The sequence below is a fragment of the Novosphingobium resinovorum genome, assembly GCF_027922145.1.
Lineage (GTDB): Bacteria > Pseudomonadota > Alphaproteobacteria > Sphingomonadales > Sphingomonadaceae > Novosphingobium > Novosphingobium resinovorum.
Window position 1 is genome coordinate 272,750 of the sequence record NZ_BSFC01000019.1, and the last position, 18,144, is coordinate 290,893.

General features: G+C 64.8%; 21 protein-coding genes. 9 read left to right on the plus strand and 12 right to left on the minus strand.

All coding sequences use genetic code 11. The features are described 5' to 3' along the window. Positions 1 to 6: 6 nt before the first annotated feature. Positions 7 to 474 carry a DUF3576 domain-containing protein gene (locus PKE80_RS11225; RefSeq protein WP_008831529.1) on the minus strand — a complete coding sequence of 156 codons (468 nt, stop codon included), beginning with the start codon at positions 472 to 474 and terminating at the stop codon, positions 7 to 9. A gap of 269 nt (positions 475 to 743) precedes the next feature. On the opposite strand from PKE80_RS11225, the gene PKE80_RS11230 reads away from it, so the two are divergent. Together PKE80_RS11230 and phbB are read left to right on the plus strand one after the other, a co-directional pair. Beyond that, positions 744 to 1,502, plus strand: a complete 759-nt coding sequence (locus PKE80_RS11230) for a hypothetical protein (protein WP_271182544.1) — start codon at positions 744 to 746, stop codon at positions 1,500 to 1,502. Between the two features lie 129 nt (positions 1,503 to 1,631). Further along, positions 1,632 to 2,354, plus strand: coding sequence for an acetoacetyl-CoA reductase (gene phbB, locus PKE80_RS11235; RefSeq protein WP_008831527.1), 723 nt, complete (start codon positions 1,632 to 1,634; stop codon positions 2,352 to 2,354). 405 nt (positions 2,355 to 2,759) lie between these two features. On the opposite strand, the gene PKE80_RS11240 is transcribed toward phbB, so the two are convergent. Beyond that, positions 2,760 to 3,881 (minus strand): NADH:flavin oxidoreductase, encoded by a 1,122-nt coding sequence (locus tag PKE80_RS11240; protein WP_271182545.1) that lies wholly within the window; start codon positions 3,879 to 3,881, stop codon positions 2,760 to 2,762. Between the two features lie 104 nt (positions 3,882 to 3,985). Between PKE80_RS11240 and PKE80_RS11245 the strand changes: the two genes are divergently transcribed. Next, positions 3,986 to 4,351, plus strand: a complete 366-nt coding sequence (locus tag PKE80_RS11245) for a winged helix-turn-helix transcriptional regulator (RefSeq protein ID WP_271182546.1) — start codon at positions 3,986 to 3,988, stop codon at positions 4,349 to 4,351. A gap of 5 nt (positions 4,352 to 4,356) precedes the next feature. Here the strand turns inward: PKE80_RS11245 and PKE80_RS11250 are convergent, their stop codons facing one another. The 6 genes from PKE80_RS11250 to PKE80_RS11275 form a co-directional block, all read right to left on the minus strand. Next, positions 4,357 to 4,539 (minus strand): hypothetical protein, encoded by a 183-nt coding sequence (locus PKE80_RS11250; protein ID WP_271182547.1) that lies wholly within the window; start codon positions 4,537 to 4,539, stop codon positions 4,357 to 4,359. Between the two features lie 5 nt (positions 4,540 to 4,544). Continuing rightward, positions 4,545 to 4,907, minus strand: a complete 363-nt coding sequence (locus tag PKE80_RS11255; RefSeq protein ID WP_271182548.1) for a PAS domain-containing protein — start codon at positions 4,905 to 4,907, stop codon at positions 4,545 to 4,547. 183 nt (positions 4,908 to 5,090) lie between these two features. Then, positions 5,091 to 5,609, minus strand: a complete 519-nt coding sequence (gene rpsI, locus PKE80_RS11260) for a 30S ribosomal protein S9 (RefSeq protein WP_008831261.1) — start codon at positions 5,607 to 5,609, stop codon at positions 5,091 to 5,093. Then, positions 5,609 to 6,088 (minus strand): 50S ribosomal protein L13, encoded by a 480-nt coding sequence (gene rplM / locus PKE80_RS11265; RefSeq protein ID WP_008831262.1) that lies wholly within the window; start codon positions 6,086 to 6,088, stop codon positions 5,609 to 5,611. The genes rpsI and rplM overlap by 1 nt, the downstream gene beginning before the upstream one ends. Positions 6,089 to 6,222: 134 nt before the next feature. Continuing rightward, positions 6,223 to 6,546 carry a divalent-cation tolerance protein CutA gene (gene cutA, locus PKE80_RS11270; protein ID WP_271182549.1) on the minus strand — a complete coding sequence of 108 codons (324 nt, stop codon included), beginning with the start codon at positions 6,544 to 6,546 and terminating at the stop codon, positions 6,223 to 6,225. Beyond that, positions 6,543 to 7,613, minus strand: a complete 1,071-nt coding sequence (locus PKE80_RS11275; protein ID WP_271182550.1) for a COX15/CtaA family protein — start codon at positions 7,611 to 7,613, stop codon at positions 6,543 to 6,545. Before PKE80_RS11275 ends, cutA begins: the two co-directional genes overlap by 4 nt. Before the next feature lie 153 nt (positions 7,614 to 7,766). On the opposite strand from PKE80_RS11275, the gene PKE80_RS11280 reads away from it, so the two are divergent. The 4 genes from PKE80_RS11280 to PKE80_RS11290 all read left to right on the plus strand — a co-directional run bounded on the left by PKE80_RS11280 (position 7,767) and on the right by PKE80_RS11290 (position 9,894). Next, a complete protein-coding gene (locus tag PKE80_RS11280) occupies positions 7,767 to 8,138 on the plus strand; it encodes a MerC domain-containing protein (RefSeq protein WP_008831264.1) in 372 nt (123 codons plus the stop codon). Between the two features lie 17 nt (positions 8,139 to 8,155). Beyond that, positions 8,156 to 8,368 carry a sulfur carrier protein ThiS gene (gene thiS / locus PKE80_RS25255; RefSeq protein ID WP_008831265.1) on the plus strand — a complete coding sequence of 71 codons (213 nt, stop codon included), beginning with the start codon at positions 8,156 to 8,158 and terminating at the stop codon, positions 8,366 to 8,368. Between the two features lie 57 nt (positions 8,369 to 8,425). Continuing rightward, a complete protein-coding gene (locus PKE80_RS11285; protein ID WP_309298985.1) occupies positions 8,426 to 9,208 on the plus strand; it encodes a bifunctional sulfur carrier protein/thiazole synthase protein in 783 nt (260 codons plus the stop codon). Positions 9,209 to 9,366: 158 nt separating this feature from the next. Beyond that, positions 9,367 to 9,894, plus strand: a complete 528-nt coding sequence (locus PKE80_RS11290) for a hypothetical protein (protein ID WP_008829389.1) — start codon at positions 9,367 to 9,369, stop codon at positions 9,892 to 9,894. Here PKE80_RS11290 and PKE80_RS11295 read toward each other — a convergent pair. The 4 genes from PKE80_RS11295 to PKE80_RS11310 form a co-directional block, all read right to left on the minus strand. Further along, complete coding sequence (locus PKE80_RS11295) at positions 9,891 to 10,997, minus strand: zinc-binding metallopeptidase family protein (RefSeq protein WP_271182551.1); 1,107 nt, start codon at positions 10,995 to 10,997, stop codon at positions 9,891 to 9,893. The two genes, PKE80_RS11290 and PKE80_RS11295, sit on opposite strands and share 4 nt — an antisense overlap. A 59-nt stretch (positions 10,998 to 11,056) precedes the next feature. Continuing rightward, the gene (locus tag PKE80_RS11300) at positions 11,057 to 12,874 is read right to left on the minus strand and encodes an AMP-dependent synthetase/ligase (protein WP_271182552.1); all 1,818 of its coding nucleotides are present in this window, start codon (positions 12,872 to 12,874) and stop codon (positions 11,057 to 11,059) included. Between the two features lie 73 nt (positions 12,875 to 12,947). Continuing rightward, positions 12,948 to 14,681, minus strand: a complete 1,734-nt coding sequence (ggt, locus tag PKE80_RS11305) for a gamma-glutamyltransferase (protein WP_271182553.1) — start codon at positions 14,679 to 14,681, stop codon at positions 12,948 to 12,950. A gap of 11 nt (positions 14,682 to 14,692) precedes the next feature. Further along, positions 14,693 to 15,739 (minus strand): quinone-dependent dihydroorotate dehydrogenase, encoded by a 1,047-nt coding sequence (locus tag PKE80_RS11310; protein ID WP_271182554.1) that lies wholly within the window; start codon positions 15,737 to 15,739, stop codon positions 14,693 to 14,695. A gap of 458 nt (positions 15,740 to 16,197) precedes the next feature. Between PKE80_RS11310 and PKE80_RS11315 the strand changes: the two genes are divergently transcribed. Continuing rightward, complete coding sequence (locus tag PKE80_RS11315) at positions 16,198 to 16,638, plus strand: SUF system Fe-S cluster assembly regulator (RefSeq protein WP_008829384.1); 441 nt, start codon at positions 16,198 to 16,200, stop codon at positions 16,636 to 16,638. A gap of 1 nt (position 16,639) precedes the next feature. Further along, positions 16,640 to 18,133, plus strand: coding sequence for a Fe-S cluster assembly protein SufB (gene sufB, locus PKE80_RS11320; protein ID WP_211150716.1), 1,494 nt, complete (start codon positions 16,640 to 16,642; stop codon positions 18,131 to 18,133). Positions 18,134 to 18,144 lie beyond the last annotated feature (11 nt).

An 18,144-nucleotide genomic window follows, 5' to 3' on the forward strand; every position in this document is an offset into this window, starting at 1 on the left:
TAATTCTTAACCGCCGATCGAATCGCGGCGCAGGTCGCGGGCACGGGTGAGGATGATGTCCTCGAGCTTCTGCACCGTCGCGGCCTGTACCGGCGCGGCGACCCAGCCACCGCCCTGCGCCACTTCGCGCACGGCGGTGACGCGCAGCGCATCGGCGCGCAGGTCCTGGTCGAGGATCGCGATCGACACCTTCACGCGCTCGGTCGGAGTCTTGGGATTCACGTACCAGTCGGTGATGATGACGCCGCCGGCGCTGTCCGACTGGAGCAGCGGCATGAACGAAACCGAATCGAGGCTGGCGCGCCACAAGTAGCTGTTCACGCCGATCGTGGTAACCTGCGAAGGCGCGAGCTTGGCCTGCTCCTTCTTCCTGCCACCGCCGCAACCGGCCAGTGCCAGCGCCGCCGCGGCGCAGATGCCCACGGTCGTCAGCGTGCGCACGGTGAAGAGGCCGTTGTCGGTGCTGGCTTTCATGTTCGTTCCCAAATCCGGTGTCAGAGGCTGCAGACGCGGCGCGCGCCGAGCCTGTCGTCAAAACGCCTCTATAACCGCCAGTGGGCCAGCGGCAAGAGCGCCTTTCCGATGCGCCGTCCCAAGCAGGGCTTGGATGAGCGCGTCCTGAACGAGCGCGCTCCTCCTTTGCCCCGCCACTCAGGCCGTGTTAATCTGCGCCGACGATCATGGCACTTCCTTTGCGGCGTTTCCGTGATGGTCGATCGGCAAGTAGCGGACAGGGGCATTCGATGAGTACCGAGCGTGAGGGCGCAACCCGGGGAGGCATGAAGGGAAGCCTGCTTCTGGCAGGCTGCGTTACCCTGCTTGCGCTGCCGAGCGCAGTTCTCGCATTCTCGACGGACTTCAAGAGCAACGCCTCGGCAACTTCCGGGCAGATCGATTCGCTTACTCCGGAAACCACTCAGGAGAACCTGTCGCAGGCGATCGCGATGCGCTCGCTCGCCAAAGGCGACCTGTTCCCTTTTACACCCGCAGGCACGCCCAATCGCTCGGATCGCGCCGTGACTGTCGCGGTGCGCGTCGATCCGGAAGCGGCACAGGCGATTATAGTTCACGGCCGCGCTCCGCTCGCACAGGCCAACCAGGATCCCGCACGCCTGCGTATCGCCCCCACCGCCTTCAACCTTGGCGTCTCGCGCGGGTACCAGAACTTCGCCCAGAATCTGGTGCCGCAGGCCACCAACAGACCGATGGCGGAACTGCCTGACCTCAAGAAATTCAGCCTGTCGCCCGGCCCGACCAAGCACGACGAATCACGCTTCAGCCCCCGCATCTCTCTCGACGAAAAGAAAGCCTCGGGCCGTGCCCCACGTACTTTCGCTGTCGATGGCAGCGAGGTCGATCTCGGCGGCGCCTATCGCGTGACGGAGAATCTCGATGTGACTGCGGGCGTGCGCTACTCGCAGGAACGCGAACGACTGGTCCCGCTGACCGATGGCAAGCAGGACAGCCAGGCCGTTTACGTGGGCACCCAGTTCAAGTTCTGATCCGAGCAATATTGCTTGCAAAATCTGCAATCAATATTGGTGCGTTTAGGTCAATAGTCGGCCTTGCGGCCGTCATAATCCTTCCATAGCCTTGTCGTCGGTGGATGCTCACAACGAAAGGCTAAGCATATGGCGCGCGTTGCAATTGTAACCGGCGGAACCCGGGGTATTGGCGAAGCTGTTTCGCTCGCACTGAAGGAACGCGGTCACACCGTCGTCGCGAATTACGCAGGCAACGAAGAAAAGGCAGCCGCCTTCACGGAGCGCACCGGCATCCCCTCCTACAAGTGGGACGTGGGTGACTTCGAGGCGACGCAGGACAGCTGCGCGCGCATCGCGTCTGAAATCGGTCCGATCGACATCGTGATCAACAACGCAGGGATCACCCGCGACGGCGTGCTCCACAAGATGAGCTTCGACGACTGGAACGACGTCATGCGCGTCAACCTCGGCGGCTGCTTCAACACCGCCAAGGCGACCTTCTCGGGCATGCGCGAGCGTGGCTGGGGCCGCATCGTCAACATCGGTTCGATCAACGGACAGGCCGGCCAGTACGGCCAGGTGAACTATGCCGCTGCAAAGAGCGGTATCCACGGGTTCACCAAGGCGCTGGCGCAGGAAGGTGCCAAGTACGGAGTGACCGTCAATGCGATCGCGCCGGGCTATATCGATACCGACATGGTCGCCGCCGTGCCGCCGCCGGTGCTGGAGAAGATCGTCGCCAAGATTCCGGTGGGTCGCCTCGGCAGCGCCTACGAGATCGCACGTGGCTGTGCCTTCCTGTGCTCGGAGAACGCGGCGTTCGTTACCGGTTCGACGCTGAGCATCAACGGCGGCCAGCATATGTACTGAGGATGGCAGGCGAATAGCCTGGCGGACTCGCATTTGGCGCAACAACAGGCGCAACTTGAACTCATCGCCCGAAAAGCGTAGAGTTAACGCCGCAAACGACACTGGCCTGTGGCCATGTGGATCAAGCCCTCGCCGCTGCAACGGCGGGGGCTTAGTCGTTTCAGGGCGTAGAGCTCAACGTCTGGGGGACACGCTGCAACGCATCCCCCACCCGTCGCCTACTTCCGGCCCTTAACCTCCACCACCTTCAGGATGAGGGTGGCAAAGGCGAACAAGGCCCCAAGGAAGAGGCACAAGTCAGCAAACGACACTGGCTTTTCCTCCAAGGGATCGACGGCAGAAGCGCCGCCGCCGAGCACCCTATAGGAAAAATCCTATGTGTTCCACATTTGTTCTCTTCGGACGTCAGACGAGTTCGGCAAGCGCCGCTGCCTCGAAGCCCTTCAATTCGCCCGCATTTCCATCACGCACCTTGGAGACCCAGTCGGGATCGGTGATGAGCGCGCGGCCAACGGCGATCAGGTCGAACTCATCGCGTTCCATGCGTTCCACGAGTCGATCGAGGCCGACGCTCGACGAGCCCTCGCCACCGAACGCAGCCATGAAATCGCCGGAAAGTCCCACTGACCCGACGCTGATGGTGGTGGCACCGGTGAGCTTCTTGGCCCAGCCGGCGAAGTTCAACCCGTTCTCGCCGTCGATCTCCGGGAACTCGGGCTCCCAGAAACGGCGCTGCGAACAGTGCAGGACGTCCACGCCCGCCTCGACCAGAGGCTGTAGCCAGTCCGCCATGAGGTCCGGAGTCTCGGCAAGGCGCGCGGCATAGTCCTGCTGCTTCCACTGGCTCAAGCGCAGGATCAGGGGATAGCCCGGCCCTACCGCCTCGCGCACCGCCGCCACGACTTCGGCCGCGAAGCGCGAACGCTCGCGAATGGTCGCGCCGCCGTAGCGGTCGGTGCGCAGGTTGCTGCCCGACCAGAAGAACTGGTCGATGAGGTAGCCATGCGCACCGTGCAGTTCGACCACGTCGAAGCCAAGCCGCTTTGCATCGGCCGCAGCACGAGCGAACGCGGCCACGCTGTCGGCGATGGCTTCCTCGCTCATCGCCTTGCCGCGCGGGACATCGGGCGCATCGTAGCCCGACGGGCTCTCGACGGGCGCATCGGGCACCCACTCGGTCATGAAGCTCTTGGTCGCGCCGGTGTGCCACAATTGCGGCCCCATGCGGCCGCCTGCTCCGTGCACCGCATCGATTACCTGCTTCCAGCCGCCCAGGGCAGGCTCACCATGGAAGAAGGGGATCCCCGGATCGTTGCGAGAGGCAGGGCGGTCGATCACCGTGCCTTCGGACAGGATCAGGCCGACACCACCTTCGGCCCGGCGGCGGTAATAAGCGGCCTGCGCCTCGCCGGGGATGCCCTCGGCGGCGAAGGCCCGGGTCATCGGCGCCATGACGATGCGGTTGGGAAGGTCCAGCGAGCCGATGCGGAACGGCTTGAACAGAACGTCGGTGGCACTTGCGGTCATTGCGGAGGAACTCCGGTTTGCTGGGGGAGCCGTTTAGGTATATATTGGATACCTGACGTCAATGAGGCACCTTATGGTGCGCAAGTATATCCAGGGATACCTTGATGCCGGAATGCGAGCATTTCTCCGTCGATTGCCCGAGCCGCCTGCTGTTCGACCAGATCGCCGACAAGTGGTCGATGATGGTGCTGACGGTCCTCGATGCCGGACCGATGCGCTTCAACGGCATCAAGCGCCATCTGGAGGGCGTGACTCAAAAGGCGCTTACCCAGTGCCTGCGGCGGCTGGAGCGCAACGGATTGCTCGAGCGACGGGTCATCGCCGCATCCCCCATCGGGGTGGAGTATGAGATCACTCCGCTGGGCCGCTCGTTGCAGACTCCGTTCAAGGCGCTGTACGGCTGGACGATCGTCAACATGCAAGACGTGGAGAAAGCTCGGGTGGAGTACGACCGGCGCCTTGTCGCCTGACCCAGTCAATTCAGGCTGAACGAAGGGTCGAGCAGCCGTAAATGCGCCTGCGTCATCAGGCTGACCGAATCTCCGATGACCGCAAGCGCATCATCGATGGCAATGCCGCACCCCACGCTCAGGGGGCCGAGGCCGGTCAGCGCCCGTGCCAGATCCCTGTCGTACGCCTGCAAGCGCTCGACCTCCACTCGGCTCACATCGAACTGCGAGCCCAGGATAGTGTCTCGCCCGATTCCGCCCGCAACCGTGTCAGGTAGAGCAGGTTCACGAAGGCCGAACCGTCTCGCCGGAAATTGATGATCGGCGCCCTGGCCGACATGGTGTCGTCGTTGTGCAGGAAGGCGCGGAACTTCGCATGGGCTTGCCCATCCCGCGTATCGCCCTGCAGGAAGCGGCAGTTGCGACCGATCACGTCGTCACCGGAATAGCCGGTCAGTTCGCTGAAACGCTCATTGACGAACAGAAGCGGATGATCCCCCTCGATAGATGCCAGAGCCAGCGCCATCGGCAGCGATGCCAGAAAGTCGCGTAGTTCCGAGGGAACCGTTGTTTCCATCTCAGGTCAACTCCAGCCGAGCAGGCTGAAATGCGTACCAGACCGATGCCGTAAAACGCAACGCCGAGTCGGGAAATTCAAAGTCTTGGCGCCTTGTCTGCGCTCGGCATCCCACATTGGGCATAACGAAAAAGGGCCGCGGTTTCCCGCGACCCCTTTTTGTAGCCGAAACTCTGAAAGCGATTAACGCTTCGAGAACTGGAAGCTGCGGCGTGCCTTGGCGCGGCCGTACTTCTTACGCTCGACCACGCGGCTGTCGCGGGTGAGGAAGCCGGCTGCCTTGACGGCCGAGCGCAGGGCCGGCTCGTACTTGGCGAGAGCCTGGGCGATGCCGTGCTTCACAGCGCCGGCCTGGCCCGACAGACCGCCACCCTTGACGGTGGCGATGACGTCGTACTGCTCTTCGCGGCCAGCGACCTGGAAGGTCTGGTTGATCACGAGGCGCAGGGTCGGACGTGCGAAGTAGACTTCCTGGTCACGGCCGTTGACGATGATCTTGCCCGAGCCGGGCTTGATCCACACGCGGGCAACGGCGTCCTTGCGGCGGCCGGTGGCGTAAGCGCGGCCCTGCGCGTCGATCTGCTGCTCGCGCAGCGGAGCGTTCGAGACGGGAGCGGCTGCCACGGTCTCGTCACCGACGGTGACGTTGCCGGCGATGTCCGCGAGGTCGGACAGGCTCTGCACGGTTTCGTTGTCGGACATTATGCGCCCACCTTGTTCTTGCGGTTCATCGAAGCGACGTCGAGCGCTTCGGGCTGGGTGCCACCGTGCGGGTGCTCGGTGCCGGCGTAGACGTGCAGGGCGCGCATCTGGTCACGGCCGAGCGGACCACGGGGAATCATGCGCTCGACAGCCTTTTCAAGCACGCGCTCGGGGAAGCGACCGGCGAGGACCTTGTCCGCGGTGACTTCCTTGATGCCGCCGGCATAACCGGTGTGCTTGTAGTAGGTCTGCTGCTTGAGCTTGTTGCCCGTGAAGCGCACCTTCTCCGCGTTGATGATGACGACGTGGTCGCCGCAATCAACGTGAGGGGTGAAGCTGGGCTTGTGCTTGCCGCGCAGCAGGTCGGCGATGATCACGGCCAGACGGCCTACAACCAGATTCTCGGCATCGATCAGATGCCACTTCTTCTCCACCTCGGCCGGCTTGATCGACCGGGTGACCTTCGTGAGCGCCTTCATGGCTGGTCATTCCCTATAATTCGAGCGCCAGCCACGGGAGCGAATCCCCTGATAGCGCGGAAGGCGGCCAAATCGTCGAAATGGCTGCGTAAGTCAAGCAATGCGCGGGATTGCAGAGAGGTAAAATAATACCTTCAAGCAGGCAGCGGCAATCCGCCCAGCCCTGCCAGCGTTCCCGGCGCTCCGGCATCGCAGCGCCAGCCGAGCACGGCGGGCGCTTCGTAAGGGTGCCGTTGCGCCACCCGGGCGACGGCAGCATCCAGCAGTTCCGCCCGGGTCTTGAACAGCACCCCGACCTCGCGCGACGTCCCGCGTTCGCCGTTCCAGACGAAGACGCTGACAATACCGGGCACGATGTTCGCGCAGGCCGCCAGCGATTCGTGGAGCATGGCGTCGATCACCTCCAGCGCCGCGTCCTCGTCGGGGAACGGGCACCAGACGAGCGCACCGCCTGTCATCCCCGGCGACCGAGGGCATGCGCGCCCCACACCGTCGCGGCGACCAGCAGTGCACCGCAAAGCTGGTGCGCCACGGCGATCCACAAGGTCACGCCGGACCACACCGTGAAGATGCCCAGCAGCACCTGCGTCCCGAACGCACAGTGCACCGCGACCGAGACTAGCCGCTCGTGCTTCGCCTTGAGCCTGCGGCCCATGACGACGAGCACCACGACGATGGCCCAGGCCCACCAGCGGTGAATGAAGTGCGTGAGGTAGGGATCGTTGACCAGCGAGGAGAAGAACCCGCGCGCCCAATCGACGCCTTCGGGGAAGAAGCTGCCCTGCATCAGCGGCCAGGCGTCCCAACTCCACCAGCCGGCGCCGGCGATGTAACCGGCACGCAGGCCCGCCACCATCGCGCCCATGAACAGTTGCAGCGCCAGCATGCCCAGCGCCAGGGCGCCGAAGCGGGTCAGCCGCGCGCGCTGCTCTCCCCGCTCCATCGCCTTGAGGTCCAGCGCGGTCCAGACGAGCCCGCCCAGCGTGAAAAGCGCCACCAGCAAGTGCGCGGCGAGGCGAAAGTGACTCACCCGGTCGAGCGCCTCGGCGCTGAGGCCGGAGGAGACCATCCACCAGCCGACGACGCCCTGCAGGCCGCCCAGCGCCAACAGCGCCAGCAGGCGCGGCTTGTAGCCGCCGGGAATCGTGCGCTTGTACCAGAACCACGCCAGCGGAACCGCGAAGACGAGGCCGATCGTGCGCGCCAGAAGACGGTGGAACCATTCCCAGAAGTAGATGAACTTGTACTGCGCCAGCGTCATGCCTGCCGGGCCATTGACGTCGAGATACTGCGGGATCTGCTTGTAGCGAGCGAACTCGGCCTGCCACTGAGCGTCGGTGAGCGGCGGGATGGCGCCGGTCAGCGGCTTCCATTGCGTGATGGAAAGGCCCGACTCGGTGAGCCGGGTGATCCCGCCGACCGCGACGATCAGCACCACCAGCACCGCAACACTCAGGAGCCAGCGCACCATCGGGGCGATATCATCACTTGTCCCGATGATCGGGCGACCGTCGTTCACTCTCATGCGTCTGCTTCTTCCGTCATGCGGGCGATTCCTGCGATTTTGCGGGCATTTGCGCAAGAGGGCGTTCGACGGCACGTGTTTTCGACGAGTCCTGCGTGAAAATTTTGCGTCCGGCCCTTGCGAAATGATACAACGTTACATAGATGGCTGCCCATGCGTACTGCCCTTCTTGCGATTCGTAACCGCCTCGACCGTGCCGGAATCATCCTGAGCGGGCTGTGTGCGGTGCATTGCATCCTGGGCGTCGTGCTTGTCGGCGTGCTGGGACTGGGCGGCGAAGCGCTTCTTTCGCCCAGTATCCACCGCATCGGACTGGCGATGGCTCTGGTCGTGGGCATCATTTCGCTCGGCTTCGGCGTGCTGCGCCACGGGCGGGTCGCGCCGCTGGCGATCGGTGCTTCGGGCCTGACGTTGATGGGCATCGCCCTCCTCGTCGATCACGGGATCGAGGAGACCGTGCTGACGATCGCAGGCGTCAGCCTCGTCGCCTTCGCGCACATTCGGAACTTGCACGGCGCCTGTTGAGCGCTATTCGGCAAGCCATGGCTGCCGAAATCCTGCTTACCGTGAATGGCGAACCGCGCCGCATTGCCGCCGGTTCCAGCATTGCCGACCTCGTCGCGCAGATCGGCCTCGACCCGAAGAAGGTCGCGGTCGAGCACAATGCCGAGATCGCGCCGCGCTCGACGCTTGCCGACGTGACCTTGTCCGAAGGCGATGTGCTGGAGATCGTCCACTTCGTCGGCGGCGGCTGATCGGGCCGCCCTGCCCCCGCTTTTCCTGATTCACGCTTCCCCGAAAGGACGCGCTTCGTGACCGATTTCCCCGCCGATACCTGGACTGTTGCCGGTCGTACTTTCACCTCGCGCCTGATCGTGGGCACGGGCAAGTACAAGGACTTCGCGCAGAACGCCGCCGCCGTGGAAGCCTCGGGCGCGGAAATCGTCACCGTCGCGGTGCGCCGTGTCAACGTGTCGGACCCCAAGGCGCCGATGCTGACCGACTTCATCGACCCGAAGAAGATTACCTACCTTCCCAACACCGCCGGCTGCTTTACGGCCGAAGACGCCATCCGCACTCTGCGCCTGGCGCGCGAGGCCGGCGGCTGGGATCTGGTGAAACTCGAAGTGCTGGGCGAGGCCCGCACGCTTTACCCCGACATGCGCGAAACGCTGAAGGCCACCGAAATCCTCGCGAACGAAGGCTTCCTGCCGATGGTCTACTGCGTCGACGATCCGATCGCCGCCAAGCAGTTGGAAGAAGCGGGCGCCGTCGCGGTGATGCCGCTAGGCGCGCCGATCGGCTCGGGCCTCGGAATCCAGAACAAGGTGACCGTGCGCCTCATCGTCGAGGGCGCCAAGGTGCCGGTGCTGGTCGACGCGGGCGTCGGCACCGCTTCGGAAGCCGCCGTGGCGATGGAACTGGGCTGCGATGGCGTGCTGATGAACACCGCGATCGCCGAGGCGAAGGAGCCTGTCCGCATGGCCCGCGCCATGAAGCTGGCAGTCGAGGCCGGTCGCCACGCCTACCTCGCCGGTCGCATGGGCCAGCGCCGCTACGCCGATCCGTCGAGCCCCCTCGCCGGCCTCATCTGAGTGCCTCCGTACCGAAACGGGACGGGCTTCCCACCTTTCCCGTTTCCGACGGCAAACTGCGCATACAAACCTTTGCATCGTAAACCGTCCAGAAAGGATGATCGTGGTTAAATCCGACTCGTGACGGGGATCTTCCCGACACATCAGGGACAATCACGATGGCCCACACAGGTACGGCTAGTCTGACGATCAACGAGCTGCGCGAATTCGCCAGCTTCTCCCCCAGCGAGCAGCGCTATATCCGGCGCAGCCTCGATATCGGCCTCGGCCGCCAGGATGCCTTCAAGCTCTGGGCGCGCGACGAGGACGAACTGGCCTCGATCCGAAAGCAGTACGTCGCCTATCAGGACCTCAAGGCCCTGCGCGCGATGCGGCCGGACGACTACAGCTTCGACGACGTCGACGCCTTCATGGGCAAGCTGGTGCGGATGGCCGCATTCGACCTCGCGCAGGAACGCCTGACGAGCTTCTCCGCCTTCCGCTTCCTCTACGAGCGCCTGCTAGGCGGCTGGGCACGGCCGTGGCTCCCGGGGGCCTTCTGCGGAGCCGCAGCACTGCCGCAGATCCGCCCTGACCGCCGCCGCACCCTGCTCCACTCGATCAGCGAAGCCGCCGCCACCGCGCCCGGCTGGTCCGACCGCGAGCCGAGCTTCTATCCCGAGTTCATCGAGAAGGAAGCCGCTTAAGCCGGTACCGGCTCGACGACAGAGCCCCCTGCCCGTGCCTTCGCCGCCAGGTTGTGGACGTAGTCCAGCTTGGCGACGATCGCGTCGGACAGATGGAAGGGGTAAAGATCCGGCTGCCCCATCGAGCGGTTGATCGCGTTCATCGCAAAGGAGAGCGGCCCCATCGCTTCGGTCAGCGCACGGGTGTCAGCCGTGTAGGGATTGAAATCCAGCTCCACTTCCAGCCCGACCTCGTCGCCCGGCAGCGGAGCCAGCGACAGGTCGAAACCGCCCGCCGTCGCCAGAACATCGACGATGTGCAGGTAATGCGCGAAGGTCTCTGCAAAATCCTCCCACGGATGGGAGGTCGCGTAGAAGCTGACGAAAGCGTCGGTCCACACTTTCGACCCATCATCATTGTAGTGCGCCTGCAGCGCCTGTTGATAGTCGATCCGCTCATCACCGAATATCGTGCGGAAAGCCTCCAGTTCGGCCGGATCGGTCTCGACCAGCCGCGACCAGTAGTGGTGGCCCACTTCATGCCGAAAATGGCCGAGCAGGGTGCGATAGGGCTCGCCCATCGCATGGCGCATCCGCTCACGCTCGGCATCGTCGGCCTCGATCAGGTTGAGCGTGATGACGCCGCCGTCGTGACCGGTGAAGATTCGCGGACTGCCCGCCTGCTCCGCCGCCGCATCGTAGAGGAAATCGAAGGCGAGGCCCTGTGTTCCTGGACCTTCCTCGGCCTTGGTTTCCAGCGGGAGGCCCAGCCTCATCAGCGTGTGGAACAGCCGCCGCTTGGCCGCCTCGATCCTGCCCCAGCGCGGCGGCACCGAGGGTTCGGACAAGTCCGGGATCGTGCGGTTGTGGCGGCAGGCGCGGCACATCGGCGTGGTGTCGTCGCTCGCCACCAGCCAGTTGCAGATCTGGTAGTCGTTGTTGTTGGCGCAGACGACGACATCCGCCACCTCGCCTTGCGCATCGCGCCAGACAGTCGCGCCGTCGGCCAGGAAGCGGAAGCCGTCGATTTCGGGATCGTAGCCAAGGGTGGCCTGGCAGCCGGGGCAAACCCGGACTTCGAAATGATTCAGGCGGCGGCAGTTCGGGCAGGGGAAGGCACGCATGGCGCACTCGCTGTAATTGACGTTTGCCCCGTCAACGCAGGAAGCGCGCCACCGTTTCCTTACGCGCGATAAAGCGCGTCCAACCGAGTGCCGTACCGTTCCTTGAGCTTGTGCCGGCGGATCTTGAGACTCGGGGTCATCTCCTCGTTCTCGATCGAGAACGGCTCGTCGGCGAAGGCGTATTGACGCACCTTCTCGATCACCGAGAGGTCGGCGTTGACCCGGTCGATCGCATTGCGCAGCGCGGTGCGGAATGCCGGAAGCCCCTGCAGCTTGCGGAAATCGAAAGTCTCGCCGTTATCCCGTGCCCACTGCAGCGCCCAGTCGGCGTCGGGGACGATCAGGCCGACGATGTAGGGCTTGCGGTCACCGTAGACCATCGCCTGCGCGATCTCCGGCTGGAGCGTCAGCATCGATTCGACCTTCTGCGGAGAGACGTTGTCGCCCTTGTCGTTGACGATCATGTCCTTCTTGCGGTCGGTGATGGCAATGCGCCCGCGATCGTCGATATGGCCGATGTCGCCGGTATGGAGCCAGCCGTCCTTGAGCACGTTCGCCGTCGCCGCCTCGTTCTGCCAGTAACCCGACATCACGAGTTCCCCGCGCACGAGAATCTCGCCGTCCGCGGCGATCCTGACCTCGACCCCGCGCATCGGCGGGCCGACGGTGTCGAACTTCACGCCTGCCGACGGGCGGTTGCAACTGATGATCGGCCCCGACTCGGTCTGGCCGTAGCCCTGCAACAGCGTCAGCCCCATCGCGTCGAAGAAGACGCCGATCTCCGGGTTGAGCGGCGCCCCGCCCGAGACCAGCGCCTTCATTCGCCCGCCGAAGCGGGCGCGGATCTTGGGCCGGAGGGTCCGCTCGATCACCAGATCGAGCGGATAGTCGAGCAGCCCGCGCTTGCCGTTCAGACGGCGCATGCCCCCGCCGATCGCCCAGTCCATGAGGCGGTTGGCGACGGCGCCCTGCTTCTCGATCTGCTTCATGATGCGGGTGCGCAGCACCTCGAACAGGCGCGGCACCACGACCATCACGGTCGGGCGCACTTCCTCGATATTGGCGGCGAGCTTGTCGAGGCCTTCCGAATAATAGATCTGCCCGCCCAGCCCGATCGGCAGCCACTGGCCGCCGGTGTGCTCGTAAGCGTGGCTGAGCGGCAGGAACGAAAGGAAAATCTCGCGCTTGTCCGGCCCCCGATCCCAGCCGAAGTCCTGCTCGATGATTTGCGCGGCGCCCGCCACGTTGGACAGCAGCATGCCGTGATGCTGGCGCACCCCGCGCGGCGCGCCGCCGGTGCCGCTGGTGTAGATGATGCAGGCAAGGTCGGTACGGCCGATGTCCGCGATCCGCCGATCGACCTCGGCGCGCGCCGAGGTGGCATCACCTTCGAGCAGTTCGTCCCAGATATGCGTTTCATAGGCCCCGCCCTGCATCGGCACGAGCGGCTCCATGCCGATGACCTGCCGGCACATGTCGGTCTGCACCACGGCCGGCAGCAGCGCCTTGCCCAGCTTCGCGGTCGAGACGATCGCCGCTCGGGCGCCGGAATTCTCCAGAATGTGGATGTGATCGCGCGTCGTGTTGGTGGTGTAAGTCGGCACCGTCACGCAGCCCGCCGCCATGATCGCAAGGTCGGCAAGGCACCACTCGGGCCGGTTTTCCGAGACGATCAGCACGCGCTCGCCATCCTGCAGGCCCATGCGGCGCAGCGATGCGGCGATCAGGCATACCCGGCGCGCCGCATCGGCCCAACTGATCGAGCGCCACTGGCCATCACGCTTGGCCCAAAGCATCGGCGCCTCGCCCAGCGCGTCGGCGCGGGCGAGGAAAAGCGACACGACGTTGGCGCTGCTATCGAAATCGGCAATGTCCATGGCGGCCCCCGGTGTATCCTCAAATCTTCTATCGTAGGCGAACGTCTAGGTGGGCTGGCGGGTTGCCACAAGCTTACTGCGAAACGGCGACACCTTCGGTGCGCGGATCGCCCGATCCCATCAGCTTGCCGTCCACCACCAGCACCCCGTTGGTCTTGAGCGGCATCTCCATCGCCCGGACCGATGTATGGCCGAGCGCCTGCAGCGCCGGTATCATCGCCTCCAGCGGCGAGCCCTTCTCGACGTTGATCGTATCGGTCGGCGCGAAAAGCACGGGCAACGCCAGTGCCTTGTCCACCGGCAGCTTCCAGTCGAGCACGCCGACCAGCGCGCGGATGACCTGTACCGGGATCGTCGCCCCGCCTGCGGCGCCGACGACGAAAAGCAGCTTGCCGTCTGGGCCATAGACGATGGTGGGCGCCATCGAACTGCGCGGACGCTTGCCGCCCTCGACCCGGTTGGCGACGACCGCGCCGTCCTTTTCGGGCGCGAAGCTGAAATCGGTCAGTTCGTTGTTCAGGTAGAACCCGCCAACCATGATGCCCGAACCGAAAGCGCTTTCGATCGTCGAAGTCCACGAGACGACGTCGCCCTGCCTGTCGACGACGACGAAGTGCGAGGTGCCGTGTTCGGCATAATGCTTGCCGAGAGCCAGCTTCGGCGCCGGCAACCCGGCGCTCACGGTCGGCATCGTCCGATCGGCGGAGATCAGCGCCCCGCGCCGCTTGAGGTAAGCCGGATCGATCAGCGCCGCGACCGGCACCTTCACGAAATCGGGATCGGCAAGGAACAGGTCGCGATCGGCATAAGCCAGCCGCTCGGATTCGGCGATGAGGTGCCAGGCGACCGGCGAGTCCGGCCCGAGCTTGCCGAGGTCGAAGCCCTCCAACTGGATCAGTGTCGCCAGCACCGTGGTCGCGCCCGAAGACGGCGGCCCCATGCTGCAGATCTTGTAGACCCGGTACTTCGCGCAGGTGCTCGGCCGCTCCTTCGCCGCGAAAGCGGCGATGTCCGCCTCGGTCATCCTGCCGTCCGCAGGGGTTTCGGCCGCGACCTTGGCGGCGATCTCCCGCGCGAGGTCCCCTTTGTAGAACCCTTCCGGCCCCTTGGCTGCGAGCATTTCCAGCGTGCTCGCCAGCGCCGGGTTGCGGATCGTCGTGCCGACGGGAAGCGGCTTGCCATCCGCGCCGTAGTAGATGCCTCGCGCCTGCGCATCATGGGCGCCGGTGTCGGGCTGCCGCGAGAGCGACTGGAACCCACGCGGCGAGAGCATGAAGCCCTCGCGCGCAAGGTCGATCGCGGGCTGGAACAGCTCCGCCCACGGCAAGCGCCCGTGCTCGGCGTGAATCTTGGCGGCAAGCGCGAGGTTACCCGGCACGCCGACGCTGCGTCCGCCAATGACAGCGGTGCGGAACGGCAGCGGCTGGCCCGAGGCATCGAGGAAGCGCGCGGGCGTCGCAGTCTTCGGCGCAGTCTCGCGCCCGTCCCACGATTCGACCTCGCCTTTCTCGTTGCCGAGCATCAGGAAGCCGCCGCCGCCGATGCCCGAGCTTTGCGGCTCGACCACGGTTAGCGCCAGCATCGTCGCGATCGCCGCGTCGGTGGCGCTGCCGCCGCGGCGGAGAATCGAGGCCCCCGCCTCCGCCGCACGAGGATCGGCAGCGCTGACCATACCGGCGTCGAAAACGGCAGGTCCGGTTACGGCAGGGCTGCTCGCAGTGGGTTGCGAAGGGATGGTCGCCGTCGTCGCGGCACAACCAGAGAGGGCGAGCGAGGCAGTCAGCCCCAGGATCAGCTTTCCGGACATTGCAGAAAGGCTTATTCGGTTCCAACCGCCTCTGCAATCGATGCGAAGCCATCGCGGCGCATCAGTTCGAGCAAGCCCTTGTTGATGGCCTTGGCGATGCCCGGCCCTTCGTAGACCATGGCGCTGTAAAGCTGGACGAGGCTCGCCCCCGCCCGGATGCGCGCCCAGGCGTCCGCCGCATTGGCGATTCCGCCCACGCCGACCAGCGGCACCGCGCCGCCGGTCGCCTTGCGGAAATCGCGCAGGCGCTGCTGCGCCAGATCACGCAGCGGCGCGCCGGAGAGGCCGCCGGTTTCTCCCTTGTGCTGCGAGGCCAGCGGTGGCCGCGAGATCGTGGTGTTGGACACGATCAGCGCGCCCAACTGCTTGTCGATGGCGATTCGCGCGATGGCGTCGACGTCGGCAGGCAAGAGATCGGGTGCAACCTTGAGGAAGACCGGAGGCCGGTGGCCTGCGCCGCAAGCCTCGTCGCGCGAGTCGATCACCGCCTCGAGCAGCCCGGTCAACGCCGATTCGTCCTGCAGAGCGCGCAGACCCGGCGTGTTCGGACTGGAGATATTGACCGCAAGATAGCCCGCCAGCGGCGCCATCAGCCGCGCCATGATCGCATAATCGTTGACGCGGTCGGTCGAATCCTTGTTCGCGCCGATGTTGATGCCGACGACGCCCGGACGCTGCACACGCGCCTCCAGCCGGTAGACCGCGTCCTGCGCGCCGCCATTGTTGAAGCCCATCCGGTTGATGACCGCGCGGTCCTCGACCAGCCGGAACAGGCGCGGCTGCGGGTTGCCGGCCTGCGGTAGCGGGGTGATCGAACCGACTTCCGCAAACCCGAAGCCCAGGCCGAGCAGCGCGTCCGGCACTTCACCATCCTTGTCGAACCCGGCAGCCATGCCGACCGGACCGGGGAAGGCGATCCCCGCCACGGTGCTGGCCAAAGCCGAATCGGTGCGCGGCGCGCTGCCGGGGCCGGATAGCTTCAGGGCCTTGAGCGCAAGACCATGGGCCTTCTCGGCCTCGATTCGGAAAAGGGCGGGTCGGATGAGAGAATAGAGCACGAGCGCCGCATAACGCCCCCGGCAGTGTTGCTCAAACGCTTCTTCTGCTGCGGTGCGAGATGAAAAAGCCCGTTAGAGGCCATCCCGAGCCATCCGGACCTGCGAACGTGTCGCGTTTATACAATAAATCGCCCCATCCGGAGCATACACGAGTCCTGCGACCCGAAGGGCTCGTAGCGGGATGCGCTCGAGTTCTTTATAACTTAAGGCGGTTTCCGATTTCGATCGGGAACCGCCTTTTTTCGCGCTTCTTGACGGCAAGCTCCCACAGATCGACCGTTAAGCAAGCCTTTTTCCATGGCTTGCGTATCTTTTGCGACGAGCTATGGCGCGGCAGCGATCAACCGTGCGAACCGCTCGCAGGTGCGAAACGGCCATTGAAACCCGCCGCGCGCTGCACTAGGTGCAAATCGGAAAGAATTGATCCGATTTAAACACAGGAACCGGAAAGCCCGTTCATGCGCCTGTCGAGTATGACAGACTATGCCGTCGTCATAATGTCCGCTGCGGCGCGGCATTGCGGCACCTGCTCGCTCATCGAGCAGGCGGGCGGCAAGCGTGCGCGCATTTCGGCCGCCCAGCTGGCGGAAGAAACCGGCCTGCCTGCTCCTACCGTCCAGAAGCTGGTGAGTAAGCTCTCCGCAGCCGGACTGATGCGTTCGTCGCGCGGTGTCGGTGGGGGTCTGCGACTCGCACGGCCTCCCGCCACGATCTCGCTGGCGGACATCGTCGAGGCGGTGGAAGGGCCGATCGCCCTCACCGCCTGCATCGATCGCGCGAAAAGCGATTGCACGCTGGAATCCTGTTGCAACGTAAAAGGCCACTGGCCGCAGGTTAATGCGGCCGTGCGCGGGGCGCTCGCCCAGGTGGCGCTGACCCAGCTCGTCGAGGAAGTTTGAGATGACCGAAGAAACCCTCCCCATCGCGCCAGAACGCGATCAGGCCGCGCGCGAGGCTGCTGCCCGCGTCGCCGAGTACGAGCACGGCTGGTCCTCGGACATCGAGCAGGAATACGGCCCCAAGGGCCTGTCCGAAGACACCATCCGCTTCATCTCGGCCAAGAAGGACGAGCCGGAGTGGATGCTCGACTGGCGCCTGAAGGCTTACGCAAAGTGGCTGGAGATGACCCCGCCGGACTGGGCGAAGCTCGATATTCCGCCGATCGACTATCAGGAATCCTACTATTGGGCTGCGCCCAAGAAGAAGGATGCGCTCGCCAGCCTCGACGAAGTCGATCCCGAGATCCTGCGCGTCTACGAGAAGCTGGGCATTCCGCTGGAGGAGCAGAAAGTGCTCGCCGGCGTCGAGGGTGCGCGCAAGGTCGCGGTGGACGCGGTGTTCGATTCGGTCTCGGTCGCCACCACTTTCCGCAAGGAGCTGGAACAGGCGGGCGTAATCTTCCGCTCGATCTCCGAGGCGATCCGCGAATTCCCCGAACTGGTGAAGAAGTGGCTGGGCCGCGTGGTGCCCGTCCATGACAACTACTTCGCTACGCTGAACTGCGCGGTCTTCTCGGACGGCACCTTCGTCTACATCCCCGAGGGCGTGCGCTGCCCGATGGAGCTGAGCACCTATTTCCGCATCAACGCGGAGAACACCGGCCAGTTCGAGCGCACCCTGATCGTCGCCGAAAAGGGCAGCTACGTCTCGTACCTCGAAGGCTGCACCGCCCCGATGCGCGACGAGAACCAGCTTCACGCCGCCGTCGTTGAACTGGTCGCGATGGAAGATGCGGAGATCAAGTACTCCACCGTCCAGAACTGGTATCCGGGCGATGCCAACGGCAAGGGCGGCATCTACAACTTCGTCACCAAGCGCGGGCTTTGCCAGGGCGCGCGTTCGAAGATCAGCTGGACCCAGGTGGAAACCGGCTCTGCGGTGACGTGGAAGTATCCCAGCTGTGTCCTCAACGGCGAGGATTCGGTGGGCGAGTTCTACTCGGTCGCCGTCACAAACAACTACCAGCAGGCCGATACCGGCACCAAGATGATCCACAACGGCAAGGGCAGCCGCTCGACGATCATCTCCAAGGGCATCTCGGCAGGCAAGAGCAACAACACTTATCGCGGCCTCGTGCGCGTGGGCGCCAATGCCGATGGCGTGCGCAACTTCACCCAGTGCGATTCGCTGCTGCTCGGCAAGGAGTGCGGCGCGCATACGGTGCCCTACATCGAAGTGCGCAACCCCAGCGCCCAGATCGAGCACGAGGCGACCACCAGCAAGATCAGCGACGACCAGCTGTTCTACGCCATGCAGCGCGGCCTCGACACCGAGCAGGCGGTGGCGCTGATCGTCAACGGCTTCGCCAAGGAAGTGCTGCAGCAGCTACCGATGGAATTCGCGGTGGAAGCGCAGAAGCTGCTGGGCATCAGCCTTGAGGGGAGCGTGGGCTGACCCCCTCCCCC